At 66.4% G+C, this 18287-nt stretch carries 11 protein-coding genes; 4 read left to right on the forward strand and 7 right to left on the reverse strand.

Annotated elements, in window-relative coordinates; translation table 11 throughout:
• Positions 1–14: 14 nt before the first annotated feature.
• Positions 15–1373 (forward strand): TRAP transporter large permease subunit, encoded by a 1359-nt coding sequence (locus IPP28_01580; protein MBL0039744.1) that lies wholly within the window; start codon positions 15–17, stop codon positions 1371–1373.
• On the opposite strand, the gene IPP28_01585 is transcribed toward IPP28_01580, so the two are convergent.
• Together IPP28_01585 and IPP28_01590 are read right to left on the reverse strand one after the other, a co-directional pair.
• Positions 1374–3266: a hypothetical protein gene (locus IPP28_01585; protein ID MBL0039745.1), complete on the reverse strand. Its 1893-nt coding sequence runs from the start codon at positions 3264–3266 to the stop codon at positions 1374–1376.
• Entirely contained in the window at positions 3266–3934 is a 669-nt protein-coding gene (locus IPP28_01590; GenBank protein MBL0039746.1) for a response regulator transcription factor, read from the reverse strand. The genes IPP28_01585 and IPP28_01590 overlap by 1 nt, the downstream gene beginning before the upstream one ends.
• 161 nt (positions 3935–4095) lie before the next feature.
• On the opposite strand from IPP28_01590, the gene IPP28_01595 reads away from it, so the two are divergent.
• A complete protein-coding gene (locus tag IPP28_01595; GenBank protein ID MBL0039747.1) occupies positions 4096–5403 on the forward strand; it encodes a hypothetical protein in 1308 nt (435 codons plus the stop codon).
• A gap of 45 nt (positions 5404–5448) precedes the next feature.
• On the forward strand, positions 5449–7074 hold the full coding sequence (locus IPP28_01600) for a sulfotransferase (GenBank protein MBL0039748.1): 1626 nt from the start codon (positions 5449–5451) through the stop codon (positions 7072–7074).
• A 55-nt stretch (positions 7075–7129) separates the two neighbouring features.
• On the opposite strand, the gene IPP28_01605 is transcribed toward IPP28_01600, so the two are convergent.
• The 3 genes from IPP28_01605 to dctP form a co-directional block, all read right to left on the reverse strand.
• Positions 7130–9346 (reverse strand): M20/M25/M40 family metallo-hydrolase, encoded by a 2217-nt coding sequence (locus IPP28_01605; protein MBL0039749.1) that lies wholly within the window; start codon positions 9344–9346, stop codon positions 7130–7132.
• 85 nt (positions 9347–9431) lie between these two features.
• Complete coding sequence (locus IPP28_01610; protein MBL0039750.1) at positions 9432–11663, reverse strand: M4 family metallopeptidase; 2232 nt, start codon at positions 11661–11663, stop codon at positions 9432–9434.
• A gap of 313 nt (positions 11664–11976) precedes the next feature.
• On the reverse strand, positions 11977–13056 hold the full coding sequence (dctP, locus tag IPP28_01615; GenBank protein MBL0039751.1) for a TRAP transporter substrate-binding protein DctP: 1080 nt from the start codon (positions 13054–13056) through the stop codon (positions 11977–11979).
• 189 nt (positions 13057–13245) lie between these two features.
• Between dctP and IPP28_01620 the strand changes: the two genes are divergently transcribed.
• Positions 13246–15279 (forward strand): serine/threonine protein kinase, encoded by a 2034-nt coding sequence (locus IPP28_01620; protein ID MBL0039752.1) that lies wholly within the window; start codon positions 13246–13248, stop codon positions 15277–15279.
• A gap of 62 nt (positions 15280–15341) precedes the next feature.
• Here IPP28_01620 and IPP28_01625 read toward each other — a convergent pair whose 3' ends face one another.
• A complete protein-coding gene (locus tag IPP28_01625) occupies positions 15342–16022 on the reverse strand; it encodes a DUF4339 domain-containing protein (GenBank protein ID MBL0039753.1) in 681 nt (226 codons plus the stop codon).
• A gap of 22 nt (positions 16023–16044) precedes the next feature.
• Positions 16045–18246, reverse strand: a complete 2202-nt coding sequence (uvrD, locus tag IPP28_01630; protein MBL0039754.1) for a DNA helicase II — start codon at positions 18244–18246, stop codon at positions 16045–16047.
• Positions 18247–18287: the final 41 nt, after the last annotated feature.

Raw genomic sequence — 18287 nt, forward strand, 5'->3', positions numbered from 1 at the left:
GCGGTGCCTGGGCGATGCTGATGTTCTTCGGCCTGTGCGCGGCACTCGCGCTCGGCTATCCGGTGGCGATGACCCTGGCCGGCGTTGGCCTGATCTTCGCCGGGATCGGCAGTGCCGTCGGCGCCTTCGATCCGGCCTTCCTGGAAGCGCTGCCGAATCGCGTCTTCGGCACCATGAGCAACGACACTCTGGTGGCGGTGCCGCTGTTCGTGTTCATGGGCGTGATGCTGGAGCGCGCCCGCATCGCCGAACGTCTGCTGCTGACGATGGGCGCGCTTTTCGGTGGCTTGCGCGGCGGGCTCGCGATTTCGGTGATGCTGGTCGGCGCCGTGCTCGCGGCCTCGACCGGCATTGTCGGCGCGACCGTCACGACCATGGGCCTGATCGCATTGCCGACCATGCTCCGCTATGGCTACGACGCACGCCTCGCCAGCGGGACCATCTGCGCCGCCGGCACGCTCGGCCAGATCATTCCGCCCTCGGTGATCCTCGTGCTGCTCGGCGACGTGTTGTCGAACGCGTATCAGCAGGCCCAACTCAAGCAAGGCATCTATGCACCGAAGACGGTGGCGGTCGGCGACCTGTTTTCCGGCGCGCTGATTCCCGGACTGGTGCTGGTCGCGCTGTATCTGGTGTACATCCTGTGGACATCCTGGCGCCATCCGGAGCGAGCGCCGGCGATCCCCATCGCGGAACGCAGCGCGATCGGACCCGGCGATCTGCTGAAGGCGCTGGCTGCACCGCTGGGACTGATCCTGGCGGTGCTCGGTTCGATCCTCTACGGCGTCGCGACGCCCACTGAAGCCGCAGCCGTGGGCGCGGTCGGTGCCATGCTGTTCGGCCTGCTCAACCGCGAACTGAATCTGGCCCGCCTGCGCGAGGTGATGCAGCAGACCGTGCTGGTCAGCAGCATGGTGTTCCTGATCCTGATCGGTGCGGCCTTGTTCTCGCTGGTCTTCCGCGGCTTCGGCGGCGACGACGCCGTGCACGCCCTGCTCAGCGACCTGCCCGGCGGCAAGTGGGGCGCGCTGCTCGCGGTCATGACCGTGATGTTCCTGCTCGGCTTCGTGATCGACTTCATCGAGATCATCTTCGTCGTCGTGCCCTTGACCGCACCGACCCTGCTCGCGCTCGGTATCGACCCGGTCTGGCTCGGCGTGCTGTTCGCGGTGAACCTGCAGACCAGTTTCCTGACGCCACCGTTCGGCTTCGCGTTGTTCTACCTGCGCGGCGTCGCACCGCCGACCTTGCGCACCGCCGACATCTATCGCGGCGTGGTCCCTTTCATCGTGCTGCAGGTCGTGATGCTGCTGATCATGTGTCTGTGGCCCGAGCTCGCGACCTGGCTGCCGGGCGTGATGGCGACGCGCTGATCAGGCCAGATTCGGTCGCCCGGGCCAGCGCAACAGGACCCGGGTGCCGCCCTTGTCGCCGCGCTGGATTGCGAAGTCCGCGCCGCATTTCGCCGCGCGCGCCTTCATGCCGCCGATGCCGTGGCCGCCGACCGCCAGCGTCTCGGGCAGCCCGACGCCGTCGTCCTCGATGCGCAACTCGATCGCATCGGCGGTGCGCTCGAAGGCGATGCGGATCTGGCGAGCGCGGCCGTGGCGCAGGGCATTGTTCACGGCCTCCTGGACGATCCGGAACACTTGCAGCACCGCCTGCGGACCGAAACCGGGCAAGCTGGTCGCCGGATCGATCGCCCAGACCAGATCGATGCCGGCCTCGCGCAGCTGCGGCGCGATGCGCCCACGCAGGCTGCCGAGCGCGAAGGCGAGGTCGTCGTCGACCTGGCTCAACGAATCGACGATCAGCCGCAGGTCGGCCAACCCGTCCCGAAGCGCAGCAAGCAAGCGGGCCGGCTCGAGCACGCGGTCCCGCGACAGCACCAGCAGGCTCGCCAGTTGTCCGCCGACGCCGTCGTGCATGTCCTGCATGATGCGGCGGCGTTCCTCGGCCAGGGTTTCGACGCGCTGCATCGCGCCGATGCGCTCGAAGCCGCGACGCAATTCCGCCTCGCGTGCGGCCACGGCGCGTTCGAGCTCGCCGACATAGTCGTACATGCGCCGCTGGTTCGCACTCACGCGACGCGCGATGTCGAGCAGGAAAGCCACCGTCAGGAAGAACGCGCCGAACGCCACCAGCGAGATCTCCCACATGCCGAACCACAGCGTCGACTTCAGCGCGTCGTAGCCGCCGCACAGTGCAGCGACGCTGAGGAAGCCGATGGTCCACGGCGCAAACCGGTCATCGGCGTGGGCCACGGCGTATTGGCCGCAACGCCAGATCAGGTAGGGCGCGACGATGGCGCCGAACAGGCGCAGCAAGTTCCCGGGCCAAACGTGCTGCTGCAGGACGGTCACGTCCGGCAACAGTTGCAGCGACATCGTGAACAGCAGGAGCACCGGATACAGCCAGAGCAGCACGCGCGAAAAGTACCCCGAGGCCACGCCGAGCACGGCATCGGCGAAGCGCGGCGTGAAGCAGACACAGGCGAATGCGCCGGCGAAGTACATCAGGGTTCGCAGCCAGAACGGCCCGCGCAGATCGGGCACGATGCCTTGCAGCAGCATCGCGATCGCTCCGACCGCACACACGCCGAACCAGAAGTACACCGGATCGCGGCGAGCGATGACCAGTGCGAGCGCGATCAGCGCGGTCGCGAGCGTCAGCAACGCCGACACCTGGTGGCCGAGCGGACCGATCCAGCGCGCGCGGCTGTATGCGCTGCGCAGGTCTTCCCCGCGACCGACCCAGAATGGCATCAGGATCAGCGACCGCGCCGACGACGACCCGCGCACGACCACCGCGACATGATTGTCGCCCGGGTGCAGCAAGCCGCCCGGGAATGGCGCGTACAAGGGCCAATGACGTCGCACTGCGCTGTGCGCGATCCCCCAGTCCGGCCCGAATCGATGGCCGTTCACGAAGACCTGGGCGTTGTCGTTGAAAAACTGCAGGTAGACCGCGTATTCGGTGTCGGGGTCAATGCGTTGCGGCACGACGACGCTGGCGACCAGGTACAGAGAATCGCAATCGTCACGGCATCCGATCCAGGGCAGGTCGGTATCCGCGGTCGTCGCGGGCGCACGCGCGATCGCCAGTGCGTCGGCATAACTCGCCACCTGCCGTGCGTGCACTCGGGTCACCGCCGGCAGGTCGGGCACGCGGGAGAGGCTGAGCCAGAGGAACAGCGCGAAGGCGAGCAGATTGATTGCCGCGACGATGCCGAAGAAGCGCAGCAGCGGGAGCAGCGGTCGCAGCATCAGCGTTCGAGCGAGATCAGTCCGTCCTGCACGGCGCGGTACACGGCTTCACCGCGCGATCCCACCGCCAGCTTCGGATAGATGTTCTTGATGTGGTGCGCCACGGTGTTCGCGCTGATGCCGAGTTGCTGGGCCGTCTCGCGGTAGCTGTAGCCGCGTGCCAGGCGTTCCAGCACATCGCGCTCGCGCTGCGTCAGCAGCGGCTCCGGCGTGGCCGCGGCAACCGGCTCCTGGCGGCGCACGCGCAGCAGCAGGTAGCGCGCCACCGCCGGCGAGATCGGCGACGCGCCATCACGCGTCTGCGCCAGTGCGTCGAGCAGGTCCTCGCTGCTGACGTCCTTGAGCACGTAGGCGTCGATTCCCGCCTCGACCGCGTCGACCACGTTCGCCTCGTCGCTGAACACGGTGAACGCGACGATGCGGGGTGGCTTCGGCAATGCGCGCAGCTGCGGCACCAGACCAATGCCGCGACCATCGGGCAGGCCAAGATCGAGCAGGACCAGATCGGCCGGACGCTGCAGCTGCTGACGCGCGTCGCGCAAGCTGTGCGCGATCCAGGCCAGCGCGAACTCGGCACTGCCCTCGATGATGCCGCGCAAGTGCAGGCTGAGCGCGGCATCGTCCTCGACGATCGCGACGAGCGCGGGTGCCGGGGCAATCATGGTCATCTCGCGTCGACTCCGGATCAGGCCGTAGTGGGTGATGTTGCCACGCGCGCCTGCCCTCACGTCGGGCAGGCGCGACCATTGGCGCGGCCTGTCCCCAATTCATGGGATGTCCCCCGGTGCCGCACGGCGCAAGGTCGCGTCGAACCCGGGAGCAAACCGCGATGTGGCGAATCCGAGGATGGCTCGTGCTGATGTCGATCGTGCCGCATTGCGCTGCGGCAACGCTGCAGCATGACGCCACCCTGGCCCCCGGCGTCAGTGGCGAACCCGAGGGCAATGACTTGTTCGGCAGCAGCGTCGCGCTCGCCGGCGACGTGCTCGTCGTGGGCGCCTTCAGTGACGAGATCGCGCTGCTGCCCGGCCAGAGTGACGCGGGCAACGTCGGATCGGTCTACGTGTTCCGGCGCGTCGGCCCCGTCTGGCAGTTCGAACAGCGGCTGGTCGCACCCGACGCCGAAGCCGGCGGCTGGTTCGGCTTCGATGTCGCGACCGATGCGGGCCGACTGCTGGTCGGCGCCCCGATGCACGACACGCCCGCACCCGGCACCGGCGGCCTGATCGGCGACCAGGGCGCGGCTTATGTCTACCGCCATGACGGTGGCGGCTGGGTACTGGAGCAAAAGCTGGTGCCGCAGGTTGCGCTTGGTGCCTTTGCCCATTTCGGTCATGCAGTGGCACTGCAGGACGATACGGCCATCATTGGCATTCCCGATTGGGGCGGCGGCGGTGCCGATGCGTTCGTACGCGACGCCAATGCCCAATGGACGCACCAGGCCCGGCTGCTCGCGACCACGCCCTACAGCGGACCGAATGCATTCGGCCGCACCGTCGCGCTGGATGGTGTCACGGTCGTGATCGGCGCGCCGACCGAAGACAACGGCGGCATCTCGAACAGCGACAGCGGCGCCGCCTATGTGTTCACGCGCTCGGGGCAGACCTGGAGTCAGCAGGCGCGACTGCTGCCGGTTCCGAGCGCCTCCGGCCAGGCTTTTGGCGAGGCCGTCGCAGTGCTCGGTGACCGGGCCCTGGTCGCGGCGCGCGACGAGACGGTGAACGGCCTGGGCTCGGCCGGTGCCGCCTACGACTTCCGGCGCAACGCCGGTTCTTGGGGCGCCGCGTCCCGACTGACGGCCGCCGCGCCTGGCCTGTCCTTCCGCTTCGGCAACAGCCTGGCCCTCGTCGGTCAGCGTGCGGTCATCGGCAGCTATTGGCAGTCGGGAGACGGCGGCAGCCAACAGGGCGCGGCGCAGGTCTTCGACGATGGCGGCAGCGGCTTCGCCTTCACGCAGATGCTGATTGCACCGCCCACGACACGCGGTGCGTTCAACCAGTTCGCCAGCGATGTCGCCGCGAGTGGCGCGCGCGTGGCGATCGGCGAGCCCGGGTTCGATGGCAGCAGCTTCAACGCCGGACGTGCGCACGTGTACCTCGACGACGCCGCCGCGGTATTCCACGACGGCTTCGAATAACGTCGCGCATCGCTATCATCGGGGTTTTCCCGCACCGATCTGAACATGTCGTCGCCTCGATATCCCGCGCCCGGCGCCGCCACGCCGACTGATCGATCGGACCCGCGCACGGTCGGCCTGTCGGCCTCAGCCGTCGAGCGATTGCAGCAGGGCGCGGACGCGATCCGCGATGGTGCGATCGATGCCGCACGCACAGCGCTCGACGCCGTACTGGCCGAAGCACGCGATCATCCCGAAGCACTGCGATTGCTGGCCGTGGTGCAGTTGCGCCAGCAGCGTCCGACCGATGCCATCGCGAGCCTGCGCCGTGCGCTGGCGGCCTGGCCCGACGACGGCCTGCTGCGCAGCGACCTCGGCAATGCGCAGGCCGCGGCCGGCGACATCGACGCTGCGATCGCGAGTTGGCGGCGTGCCACCGAACTCGCACCCGATCAGGCCATGCCCTGGTTCAATCTCGGTCGCCAACTGCAATTGCGCGGCGACAGCATGGCGGCGGGCAAGGCGCTCGAGCGCGCGGTCGATATCGCACCCGACCTGCTGCCGGCAAGGATCCTGCACGGTGATGCACTGGTGCATCTCGGCCGGTTCGACGACGCGATCGCGCACTACCGTGCCGCGCTGGCCCTGCATCCGGCGTGCGGCGATGCCTGGCGCGGCCTGGCCAACATCAAGACACGCGCGCTCGACGAGAATGATCGTGCGCACATGCACACGCTGCTGCAGGTCGCGACGACCGGCGACAGCGATCGCATCGCGATCGGTTTTGCGCTCGGCAAGGCCGAGGAGGACGCCGGACATCACGCCGAAGCGCTGGCGGCATTGACCGCCGCGAATGCGCTGCAGCGGCAACGCGCGCCCTGGCGCGAGGCGCCGCTGCGCGACTACGTCGACCAGATGCTCGTGGCGACCGCACAATTGCCGAAACCGCCCAACCCGGACTTCGGCCGCGAGGCGATCTTCATCGTCGGCCTGCCACGTTCGGGCTCGACCTTGCTGGAACAAATGCTGTCGGCACACCCGCAGATCGAAGGCGCGAGCGAACTGCCCGATCTCGGCGAGGTGCTGATGGCCGAGTCGCAACGTCGCGGCCTGCCCTGGCCGCACTGGATCGGCAAGGCGACCGCGCAGGACTGGCTGCGGCTCGGCCGCGATTATCTGAAGCGCACGGCGCATTGGCGCAACCGCAAGCCGCGCCATACCGACAAGCTGCCGGAAAACTGGAAGTTCGTCGGCGTGCTGCGCGCGATGCTGCCCGGCGCGCACATCATCGACATGCGCCGCGATCCGCTCGAGACCGCCTGGTCCTGCTACAAGCAGCAGTTCTACCAGTTGCCGCATTTCGGCTGCGATTTCGCCGACATCGCGGCCTACCTGCAGCATTGCGAACGCGCGCTGGATGCTTGGCGTCCACGCGACCCTCGGCACATCCACGTGCAGCACTATGAAGCGCTGGTCGCGCAACCGGAAGCCGAGTTGCGACGCCTGTGCGCCGCACTCGGGCTCGACTTCGTGCCGGCCTGCCTCGACTACACGGCCTCGTCGCGCAGCGTGCGCACCGCGAGCGCCGCGCAGGTACGCGAACCCCTGCGCGCCGACACCGCGCGTGCCCCGCGTTACGGCGCCCTGCTCGATCCGCTACGCGCCGAACTGGCGCGGCGCACGCGCGCCTGAAACGACAAAGCCCCGGTTTCCCGGGGCTTTGCGCGGTCGCATCAGACACGATCCACTACATCGTGATCGACCAGCTGTTGATGTAGCCGGTGTCGCCGGCGCCATTGTCGTTCACGCGCAGTTTCCAGGTGCCGTTCAACAGCTCGGACGACAGATTCAGCGTCATCGTCTTGTTGATGTTGTCGGTGCCCGAACCGGTGCGGTTGTGGATGTTGTACAGCGTGCCGTCCGGCGCCACGAGGTCCACCTTCAGGTCGCCCTGGTAGGTGTGCACGATCGCGACCGTCACCGACGCCGTGCTCGGGGCATTGCCGCTGCGGCCACTGACCGTGATCGGCGAGTCCACCGTGGTGTTGTCGCCAATCGCGTAGTCGGTCGTGTTGCTGTAGGTCTGCGTTTGCGGCGGTGGCGTGCCGGTGCTGTAGCTGCCCGTCAGGCTCAGGCCCGAGAACGCGGTGTAGCCCTTGACCAGCACGTAGTAGGTGCCGGTCTGCGCCGTCGCGATCGCGCAGGTCTCGGCGTTGGTACCGCTCTCCGACTTGCAGGTGTAGCTGGTCGTCGTCGGTGCGCTACCGAACTTGACGTACAGGTCGGCATCGCCGCTGCCGCCCGTGGTCACGAACTTCAGGCTGGTGGCACCTGCCGGCACGTTCATCACGTAGTTGACGCTGCCACCCGCCGCCGCCGACAGGTTGTTGACCGGCACGCCATTGCTCAGGATCAGCGCCGTGCCCGAGGACACCGTGACTGCACTCGACTTCGTGTGCGTGGCACCGGCGTTGTCGGTGACGGTGAGCGCGACCGTGTAGGTGCCGGCCGCGGCATAGGTGCGGCTCGGATTGGTCGCGGTGCTGCTGCCGCCGTCGCCGAACGTCCAGCTGCGCGAGACGATGCTGCCGTCGGCATCGGTCGAGCTGTCGGTGAAGGTCGCGGTCAAGCCCGAGGTCGTGAACGCGAAGTTCGCGACCGGCGCCTGGTTCGTCGGCGTGCCGCCACCGGTGGTCTTGCCGAGTTCGCCGAGGAAGGCGAGCCCGAGCTTGGCGAACTTGACGCTGTTGGCGGCCGAGCTGCCCATGTTCGCCAGCGTGTCGTTCGGGCCATGGATGTTCGGGTTGTAGCCGCTGCTGCTGCCTCCTTCGAACATCATCGCGGCCGGATAGCCGGCACTGGTCCACGAGGCATGATCGGAGCAGCCGTAGCCGCAGGTGTAGGTGCTGCGCGTGAGGCCGGTCGGCGCCAGGTAGGTGTCGAACAGGTTGGTCAGGAAGGTCTTCATCTCCGCGTTCGAATAGTCGGTGATGAGTTGCATGTCGGCGACCGAACCGGACTTGTAGTTGGTCATGTCGAACTGGAGCATGCCGACCACGTTCTTGCCGGCGGTCTTGAACGACTGCGCGATCGCATTCGAACCGCGCAGGCCGACTTCCTCGGCCGCATACGCCATGAACTTGACCGTGCGTTTCGGCTTCCAGCCGCTGGCCAGTGCAATGCGGATGACCTCCGTCAGCGTCGCCACGCCCGAGGCATCATCGTCCGCACCCGGCGCGACCTGGGTCGTGCTGCCGCCACCGCCGGTATTGATCGAGTCGAGATGGGCCCCCAGCACGAGGATCTCGCCGGGCAGTTCGTTGCCGTTGATCGTCAGGATGACCGAGGGCTGGGTCGAACAGGTGCTGCAGGTGCTGAGTTCGGTGCTGACGTCGGTCCGCGATCCCGCCAGCGTCTGCCAGCGCGAGCGGATCCACTCGGCCGAAGTCCGGCCGGTGCTGCTTGTGTAGTAGCGATTGGTGTTGCCGGCCAGCGTCGTGATCGTGCTGCGGATGTTGGCTTCACTGGCTTGCGGCAACCAGGGATTGACGGTCACGCCGTTGTCGATGGTGTAGCTGACCATCTTGGCGCGGGCGGCCTGCGCCGACGCATCGCCCTGCACGAAAGCTTCGGCATCGGCGCGCGTCTCGAATGCGAAGAAGCCACCGCAACGATTGCGCTGTTCGTGGATGGCGCGGCTGATCGCGTCGATCTGGTAGGCCTTCACTTCGGCCAGCACCAGCTGCATACCGCTGCTGTCGCGCAGGCCGATGCCCTTGCCGTTGCCGACGATCGATTGCAGATGGGATTTGTAGATGTCGGCGGACGTGACGATGTAGACCGGTGCGCCGGGATCGGTGTCGCGGTCGATGGCAGGCGCAGCGATGCCGGCATGGGCATCGCGCATCGCGCCGACCGCCAGAATCAGGGCGCAAGCCAGCGCCCGCAGGTGCAGCAGGTTCATGGTGTTCTCCTTGGAGACTGCCAAAAAAAACCCCGGCCGAAGCCGGGGTTCTCTCGAGTATCGGACTCAGCTCATCGCCGGTCGCTTACATCGTGATCGACCAGCTGTTGATGTAGCCCACGTCACCCGACGCGGCATCCTGCACGCGCAGCTTCCAGGTACCGTTCAACAGTTCCGACGACAGGTTCAGCGTCACCGTCTTGATGATGTTGTCGGTGCCCGAGCCGGTGCGGTTGTGGATGTTGTACAGCGAACCGTCCGGTGCCACGAGGTCCACCTTCAGGTCGCCCTGGTAGGTGTGGACGATGTTCACCGACACCGAGGCCGTACTCGGCGCATTGCCGCTACGACCGCTGACCGTGATCGGCGAATCGACCGTGGCATTGTCGTTGATCGTGTAGTCCGCAGTGTTGCTGTAGGTCTGCGTCGAGCCGCCACCACCGCCGGCGGTGTAGCTGCCGGTGATCGACATGCCCGAGAACGCCGTGTAGCCCTTGACCAGCACGTAGTAGGTGCCGGCCTGCGCCGTGGCGATGCTGCAGGTCTCGGCATTGGTGCCGCCTTCCGACTTGCAGGTGTAGCTCGTCGTGGTCGGCGCGCTGCCGAACTTGACGTACAGATCGGCATCACCGGTACCGCCCGCGGTCACGAACTTCAGACCCGTTGCGCCGGCCGGAACCACCATCGTGTAGTTCGTCGAGGATCCAGCAGCACCGGCCTGGCCGGTCAGGGCCACGCCATTGGTCAGCGTGCCACCACCGGACGGCGGCGGCGTCGTGGCGCAGGACACGCCCACCGAGGTGAACGCAGCGGTCACGTCAGCCTTGACGAAGCCGAGATCGGTCGCGGCCGTTTCGGCACCGCAGGCGCCCTGGTTGAAGGTGCTGCTGGCCGTCCAGTACAGGTCGTTGGCACGTGCGAAGACCTGGAAGGCCTTCTTCGTGGTCCAGCCGGTCTTGGTCGCGAGCAGGTAGAACGCCTTGTTGTACACGCCGGACGAGTAATGCACGTCCATCGAACTGGTGAAGTTCGCGGCATTGTCGATCGAACGACCATCCTGCGGCGGGTTGTTCATGTAACGCAGCGCGCCGGTGGCCTTGAAGATGTCCTTGCCGACCTGCCAGTCGTTGGTGCCCTTCATGAAGAATTCGGCGGCCTCACCGGCCATGTCCGAATAGGCTTCGTTCATGCCACCCGACTGACCCGAATAGGTCAGGTTCGAGTTCTGCTCGGTGAAGCCATGCGAGACCTCATGCGAGGAGACGTCCAGCGACACCAGCGGATAGAAGGTGCTGGCGCCATCGCCGAAGGTCATCGCGGTGCCGTTCCAGAACGCGTTCTCGTAGTTGCTGCTGTAGTGCACCTTCATCTGCAACTGGAAGGTCAACGGCGCACGGCCGAGATACGACTGGTACATGTTGTAGATGACGCCGCCGAAATAATGGGCGTCGTTCAGCGGCGAGTACGCGCCGTTGATGGCCTTCACGGTGTTGCGCGGGCAGGTGTAGGCAAATGCCGTCGTGCCGGTCGTGCCGCCGTTGAGGTTGATCGTCTTGACGTTGGTGTTGTTCATCGTGCAGGACGTGCCGCTCTGGGTCACGTCATTGAAGCCGTAGGTGGTGCCGTATTCGTACTGGCCGGTCTTGGCATTGCCGCCGGGGCCCGTGCCCACGAGCGCATGTGCCAGGCCATCCCACATCTGCAGGGTCTTGCCGCTGTTCGCATCGAGGATGGTGAACATGCGGGTCGGTGCGCCGCCGCCGGCCTTGTCGGCCAGGACTTCGACCAGGAACGCCATGTGCGCGGCACCGGCGTCGTCGACGAACACGACCTTCTGCGAATTCTGACGCTCGATGATCGCACCGCCGAGACGCTTGCCGAGCGAGGCACGCTTGCCGAGTTCAAGGGCGCTGGCTTCGTCGAAGCGCGACTTCGCGCCGAGCGCGAGTTCTTGATCGAGGCCGACGACCATGCGGCCGAACAGGTTCTTGATGCCGGCCTTGTCTTCGCTGACGACGACGTGTTCGCCGAACACCGGGATTCCACGATGAAGCTGTTGGTAGCGGTAGTGCTTGGTACCGTCGGCATCGACGGACTCTTCAAGCAACCTCAGTTTCGACGATGCATCCAGACCCAGCATTTCCGCGTGACGTTCCGGCGCTTCGGCAATGAAGCCGATGTCCGCAGCGACCTTCGCGTACTGCAGGTTGATCGCCTTGACGTCTTGCTGGTGCAGGTCAGGGCGCTCGGCGGACATCGCCGAGCCGGCCGCGATGGCCAGCGCAAGCGCCGAGAAAGAGGTGAAACCACGAACCACAGGCTTATGCGTGAAATTGCCCACTGTACGATTCCCCTTTAAGGAATGGATTTCATTATTTTGAAGATCTCCCCGATGTCTTCAGAGGAATCGCCGCGACGCAGACCGCACTTCACTGTGCCGGCTCTGCGCCGGTGGCAGTCGAGTGCTGAAAGCGCGCGATGGAAAACCCCCTGACCATCGCCCCGCCTGTCCCGGAACCGGGAAGGCCGGGCGACTATACGCAGGATGAATCGAAGGTCACGCTGCTTTGCAACAAATCGCGTAGTTCGCCGAATTTGCGACGTAGTTCACATTGACAAAACTGCGGACTTCAGGCTCGCGACTGGAAATACGGCACTTCCGAGACCGCCGACCAGGCCCGGACCTGCTCGCGGTAAGCGACGAAGCTGTCGTGCACGCGTTTCGCGAAGGCGTCCTTCGCGGCCAGCTCGGCGAGCACCGCGTCGGCCTGTTCGCGCAATGCCGCCAGCACGCTGTCGGGCAATCGCCGAAACTCGACCTTGTGGATCTCGACGAGCTGCTTGAACGCATCCTGGTTGCGTGCGGTGTACTCGGCGAGCATGTCGTCATTGATGGCACGACAGCACGCGTCGAGGATCGCTTTCAGATCATCCGGCAATGACTCGTAGGCCGTCTTGTTGACCATGCATTCGAGCGTCGGGCCCGGCTCCTGCCAGCCCGGGTAGTAGCAATACTTCGCGGCGCGATAGAGGCCGAACGCAAGGTCGTTGTAGGGACCGACCCATTCCGCCGCGTCGATCGCGCCTTGCTGCAGCGAGGTGAAGATTTCGCCGCCGGGAATGTTCACCGGCACCACGCCCAGCCGCGCCATCACCTCGCCGCCGAGACCGGGAATGCGCATCTTCAATCCCTTGAGGTCGTCGACCGAGGTGATCTCGCGGTTGAACCATCCGGCCATCTGCACGCCGGTGTTGCCGCAGGGAAACGGCACCAGGTCGAACTTCGCGTAGAGCTCGCGCCACAGCTCCAGACCGCCACCGTGATAAAGCCAGCCGTTCATTTCCTGCGCGTTCAAGCCGAACGGCACAGCGCAGAAAAAGGGTGCTGCCTCAGACTTGCCTTTCCAGTAATAGGCACCGCTATGGCCCATCTCGGCGGTGCCACGCGACACCGCATCGAATACCTCGAACGGCGGCACCAGCTCGTTGCCGGCATAGATCTTCACGGTCAGGCGTCCGCCGCTGGCCCGGTCGAGCATCTCCGCGAGGCGCACCACGCTGGTGCCGAGTCCCGGGAAGTTCGGCGGCCATGACGTCACCATCTTCCATTGGAAGCGTTGCTGGCTGTTGTGGGTGGCGCCCTGCGGTTTGGGTGCGCAGGCGGCGAGTGCCGCCACGCTGCCGGCGGCGATCAGTTGGCGTCGTTTCATCGTCCATTCTCCGTCGAAGCGGCGAGTCTAGCCGGCAACGCCATTGGTCCGACCGCTGGTCGGCAGCGCCCGCCTCGCCCCTCTGGCTCGGGAGCCGTTCAGAATGCGGTGTTATTCTCGATTCACGTTTGGTGACAGGAAACGCCGCCACTGCGCGTTTTCCCGAACGACCCATTGGGGAGATGAGCCATGAGAAGCAAGGTTGGTCATTACGATGTCGTCTGCGAACTCGGTCGCGGCGGCATGGGTGTCGTGTACAAGGGCTACGAGCCGGCACTGAACCGCTATGTCGCGATCAAGACGTTGTCGGAGTCGCTGTCGCACGACGAATCGGTGAAGGAACGCTTCCTGCGCGAGGCGCGCTCGATGGCGCAGCTCAACGATGCGCACATCATCCAGATCTATTTCATCGGCGAGGAAGACGGCCAGCCGTTCTTCGCGATGGAGTTCGTCGAGGGCGAGTCGCTGTCATCGTACCTGAAGCGCGAAGGCAAGATGAAGCCTGGCCAGGCCGCGAAGGTGATCCACCAGACCGCGCTCGGCTTGTCGATCGCGCATGACAAAGGCGTCGTGCATCGCGACATCAAGCCCGCGAACCTGATGCTGACCACCCGCGGCACGATGAAGATCGCCGACTTCGGCATCGCGCTGGCCCAGCACGATTTCTCGAAGAAGCTGACCGGCACCGGCGAGTTCGTCGGCACGCCGGGCTACCTGTCGCCGGAAGTCTGCCTCGGCAAGCCGGTCGACCTGCGCTCGGACGTGTTCTCGCTCGGCATCGTGATGTTCGAGATGCTGACCGGGCGCATGCCCTTCACCGACGAATCGCCGCTCGGCCTGCTGCTCGAAGTGGTCAAGGCCGAAGTGCCGGATGTGCGCCAGCTCAATGCCGACGTCGACCCGGAGCTCGCGCGGATCCTGACGAAGATGGTCGCCAAGGACCCGGCCGATCGCTATGCCAGCTGCCATGAGCTGGTCGCGGACCTGCAGAAGCATCCGGCGGTGATGGCCGGCGGCCCGATCTCGGTGCAGGCGAAATTGCCCGCCGCCGCGTCGACGGTGATCGGCATGGCCACGCCGGCGGAAGCCATCGCGGCCGCAACGCAGCGCGAAGCCGCACTCAAGGCAACACCCGCGACCCCCTTGCCGCAGGTGCGTTCTGGCGCGCCGACGCCACTGACGAACCCCCAGGTGGTGGCACCGCCGCCGGCACCGGCTGCTGCGGCGGCACGCCCTTCGGTCATGGAGAGCCAGCAGAAGCGTTCCGGTGCATCGAACCTGGTCTGGCCGATTGCCGCCGTGGTGACGCTGGGCGCGCTCGGTGCCGCCGGTTATGCGTTCAAGGATCGCATCGGCGGCCTGTTCGGCGTGACCCCCAACGTGGTCGCAGTCAACGATGCCCCGCAGGATGTGCCGGCCGCGGTCGCCGCCCCCATCGCGCCGACGACACCGCCGGCCGATGCCGCAATTCCGGCCAGCGACGCGACGCTGCCTGCATCCGATCCCGCTGCCGACGATGTTCCGACCCAGACCGGCCTCGCCTCCGCGGACAGCGATGATGATTCGAGCGCCGAGCCGGCACCGGGACTGGCCGTGCTCGATGAACTTGCACAACGCCGCAAGGACATCGAAAACGATCGCGCGGCACCGCCCGTCGGCACCGGCCCGGCGGCCTTCCGCGGCGACAAGGCCGCGACGGATCGCCCGGCGATCGCGCGCAACTTGCCACCACCGCCGGAACGTCCGCGCCGCCCGAGCGGCCCGCCGCGCGTCATGGTCATCAGCGTTGGCGATCCGGCGATCGCACAGGCCGCAGAATCGGTGATCGAGGAAGCGCTGGAGTCTTCGGGTTTCCTGCTCGCCGACGAGGAATCGACACCCGGCATCGCTGCGCTGATCAACGCCGGCGCACCGGACATGCCGCGCCTGTTCGCCGCCCTGGCACGCGCCAACAATGTGCGTGCGGTGACCGTGATCCGTGCCCAGCCGCTCGGATCGACGCCAATCACGTTCTATGGCCAGACCGACACGTTGTATTCCGCGAATCTGACGATCAAGACCTGGGACGTGTTCGAAGGCCAGCCGCTCGGTCCGGGCGTGACCCAGAAAGTCGACTTCACCAATCTCAGCGCCCCGGACAAGGCCCGTGAAGCCATCGAGGACCGTCTTGGCCGGTATCTCGGCGCGCTGAATGCGTTTCGTCCGAAGGGCGACAACGGCTGAGTCGACTGCCGTCGTTGCGTTGAACCACGAGGGCCGCGCGAGCGGCCCTCGTGCATTCCGGTCTAGCCTCGGCAGCTTGCGGGAAGGATCTTGTTGTCGAGATCGGACGAGCACTTCCACTGCGTGCCGGTCTCGTCCAGCCAGAACCACATTTTCTTGCCCTTGATGCCCGGCAGGCGCGCGACCTCGTCGAAGGTGAACTGCGCGCCGCAGGTACCGTCCTCGAAGCGGCCGGTCCAGACTTCGCTGAAGCCGGCCGGCACGTCCTTCGATTCGAGCGCGAGATCCGACGGGCACTCGCCTTGGCGCGCAAAGGCTTCGCTGATCCGCAGCTTGATCGGTGTTGCGGCCGCGATGTGCTGCATCACCAGGGCGCGCTGGGTGTAGTCGTGGTAGGCGGGAATCGCGATCGCGGCCAGGATGCCGATCACCATCACGCCGACGAAGCCGACCGCGACGGCAATCGCACATCCCGCTCCGGCGCCCATGCCGCTGCGTGCGGGCTTGGCCGCGGTCGCGGTCGCGGCGTTCGGCAAAGGGGGTGGTGCGACCTGCACCTCGGCCAACCACGGAAATTCAGCACTGAATCCGGCCAGCGGCAGCCATCCGGCCTGGCCCTCTCGCCACAGCAGGGTGCGCGCATCGACGCGCCCGTCGCGCCAAAGCTGTGCCAGCGCGTCGCTGTCGACGGGGCCTTGCTGTTGCCGACTGGCATCGGCATAGAACCACTGTTGTCCGCTCATCGTCATCACCCTGTTTTCCGGATCACAGCATGCTCAGGTTGGCGAACGCCAGCACCAGCCATTTGGCACCGCCATCGCTGAAGTTCACTTGCACCCGCGCCGAGGCACCGGCGCCTTCGAAATTCGTCACCACGCCCTCGCCGAAACTGGCATGCGACACGCGCGCGCCGAGCTTGATCGGCGGCAGTTCGACGACACCGCCGCGCAACAAGCCGCGCTCGGACAGGAAGGCCTCGGCGCTGCGACCGAAGCCCCCCATCGGGCGACTGACCTGCACTTTCGGTCGTACTTCCGCGAGCAAGGTCTTCGGAATCTCGCCGAGGAAACGCGATGGCCGGTTGTAGGTCTCCTGGCCATGCCAGCGCCGCGACTCGGCGTAACACAGCACCAGCTTCTGGCGCGCGCGGGTGATGCCGACATAGGCGAGACGCCGCTCTTCTTCGAGCCGGTCTTCCTGTTCCAGCGACTTCTGGCTCGGAAACAGGCCATCTTCGAGACCGACCAGGAACACCAGCGGGAATTCGAGGCCCTTGGCCGAATGCAGCGTCATCAGCTGCACGCAGTCTTCCCAGGCTTCACCCGAGGCCTCGCCGGCTTCGAGGGTTGCGTGTGCGAGGAAGGACGCCACCTCGCTGAGCCCGGCCTCGGCATCTTCGACACTGCGTTCGAAACGTGCGGCGACATTGATCAACTCGTCGAGGTTGTCGATCCGCGATTCGGCCTGGCCCTTGCCCTCGGCTTCGTAGTACGGCTTCAGTTGCGCGGCCTCGATCGCGAAGGTCATGCGCTCGGCCAGCGACGCATCGCTGCTGTCCGCCGCCAGTTTGCCGATCAACTCGACGAAGCCGCGCAAAGCCGATTTCGCCCGTGCCGCGAGGGTGCCGCCGGCCAGTTCCGCCTCGACCGCCGACCACAACGACGAACGGGCATCGCGGGCACGCAGGCGCAAGGCATCGAGGGTGCGATCGCCGATGCCGCGCGGCGGCGTGTTCACGGCGCGCTCAAAGGCGGCATCGTCGTCGCGCGACAGAGCCAGTCGCAGATACGCGAGCGCGTCCTTCACTTCGGCGCGCTCGAAGAAGCGCAGGCCGCCGTAGACGCGATACTTCATGCCCTGCACCATCAAGGCCTCTTCGAACAGGCGTGATTGCGCGTTCGAGCGATACAGGATGGCGGCATCGCGCGCCGAGCCGCCCTCGCGGATCCAGCGCTGGATGCGTTCGATCACGAAGCGGGCCTCGTCCTGCTCGTTGTAGGCGGCATACAGGTCGATCGGTTCGCCGGCACCGGCGCTGGTCCAGAGTTCCTTGCCGAGCCGGCCGCCATTGCGCGCGATCACCGCGTTCGCGGCATTCAGGATGTTCGCGGTCGAGCGGTAGTTCTGCTCCAGCTTGATCGTCACCGCGTTCGGGAAATCGCGCAGGAACTGCTGCACGTTCTCGACCTTGGCGCCGCGCCAGCCGTAGATCGCCTGGTCATCGTCGCCGACCACGAAGACGCTGGCGCGCTCGCCGGCGAGCAGGCGCACGAAGGCGTACTGCAGCGTGTTGGTGTCCTGGAATTCGTCGATCAGCAGGTGTTCGAAGCGGCTGCGGTAATGGCTCAGCAATTCGCCGTCGCGCAGCAAGGTCTCGTGCGTGCGCAGCAGCAGCTCGCCGAAGTCGACCAGTCCGGCACGCTGGCAGCGCTCCTCGTAGGCGACGTAGATGTCGATCAGGGTGCGCGTCGCCGGGTTGTAGTCGGTCGCGATCGCGCCCGGGCGCTTGCCCTCGTCCTTCATGGTGTTGATGAACCATGCCGACTGCCGCGCCGGCCAGCGCGACTCCTCCAGACCGAGATCGGCGATCACGCGCCGGACCAGCCGCACCTGATCGTCGGCGTCGAGGATCTGGAAGGTCTCCGGCAACGCCGCTTCGCGCCAATGCTGGCGCAGCAGGCGGTGCGCGATGCCGTGGAAGGTGCCGACCCAGAGTCCGCGCGTGCCTTGCGGCATCAGCAGCTCGGCGCGGCCGCGCATCTCGCCGGCAGCCTTGTTGGTGAAGGTGACCGCCAGCACCGACCAGGGCGATGCCCGCTCGACTTCGGTCAGCCAGGCCATGCGATGGGTGAGCACGCGGGTCTTGCCGCTGCCGGCGCCGGCAAGGACCAGATAATGGCCGCGCGGCGCGCACACGGCTTCACGCTGCGCGGGATTCAGCGCGTCGAGCAAATGGGAAACGTCCATCCGCGGATTGTACCGGCCAGGGCGCGGTTCCATCCCTTCGT

It is taken from the genome of Lysobacterales bacterium, from assembly GCA_016721845.1.
In the GTDB taxonomy this organism is placed as follows: Bacteria; Pseudomonadota; Gammaproteobacteria; order Xanthomonadales; family Ahniellaceae; genus JADKHK01.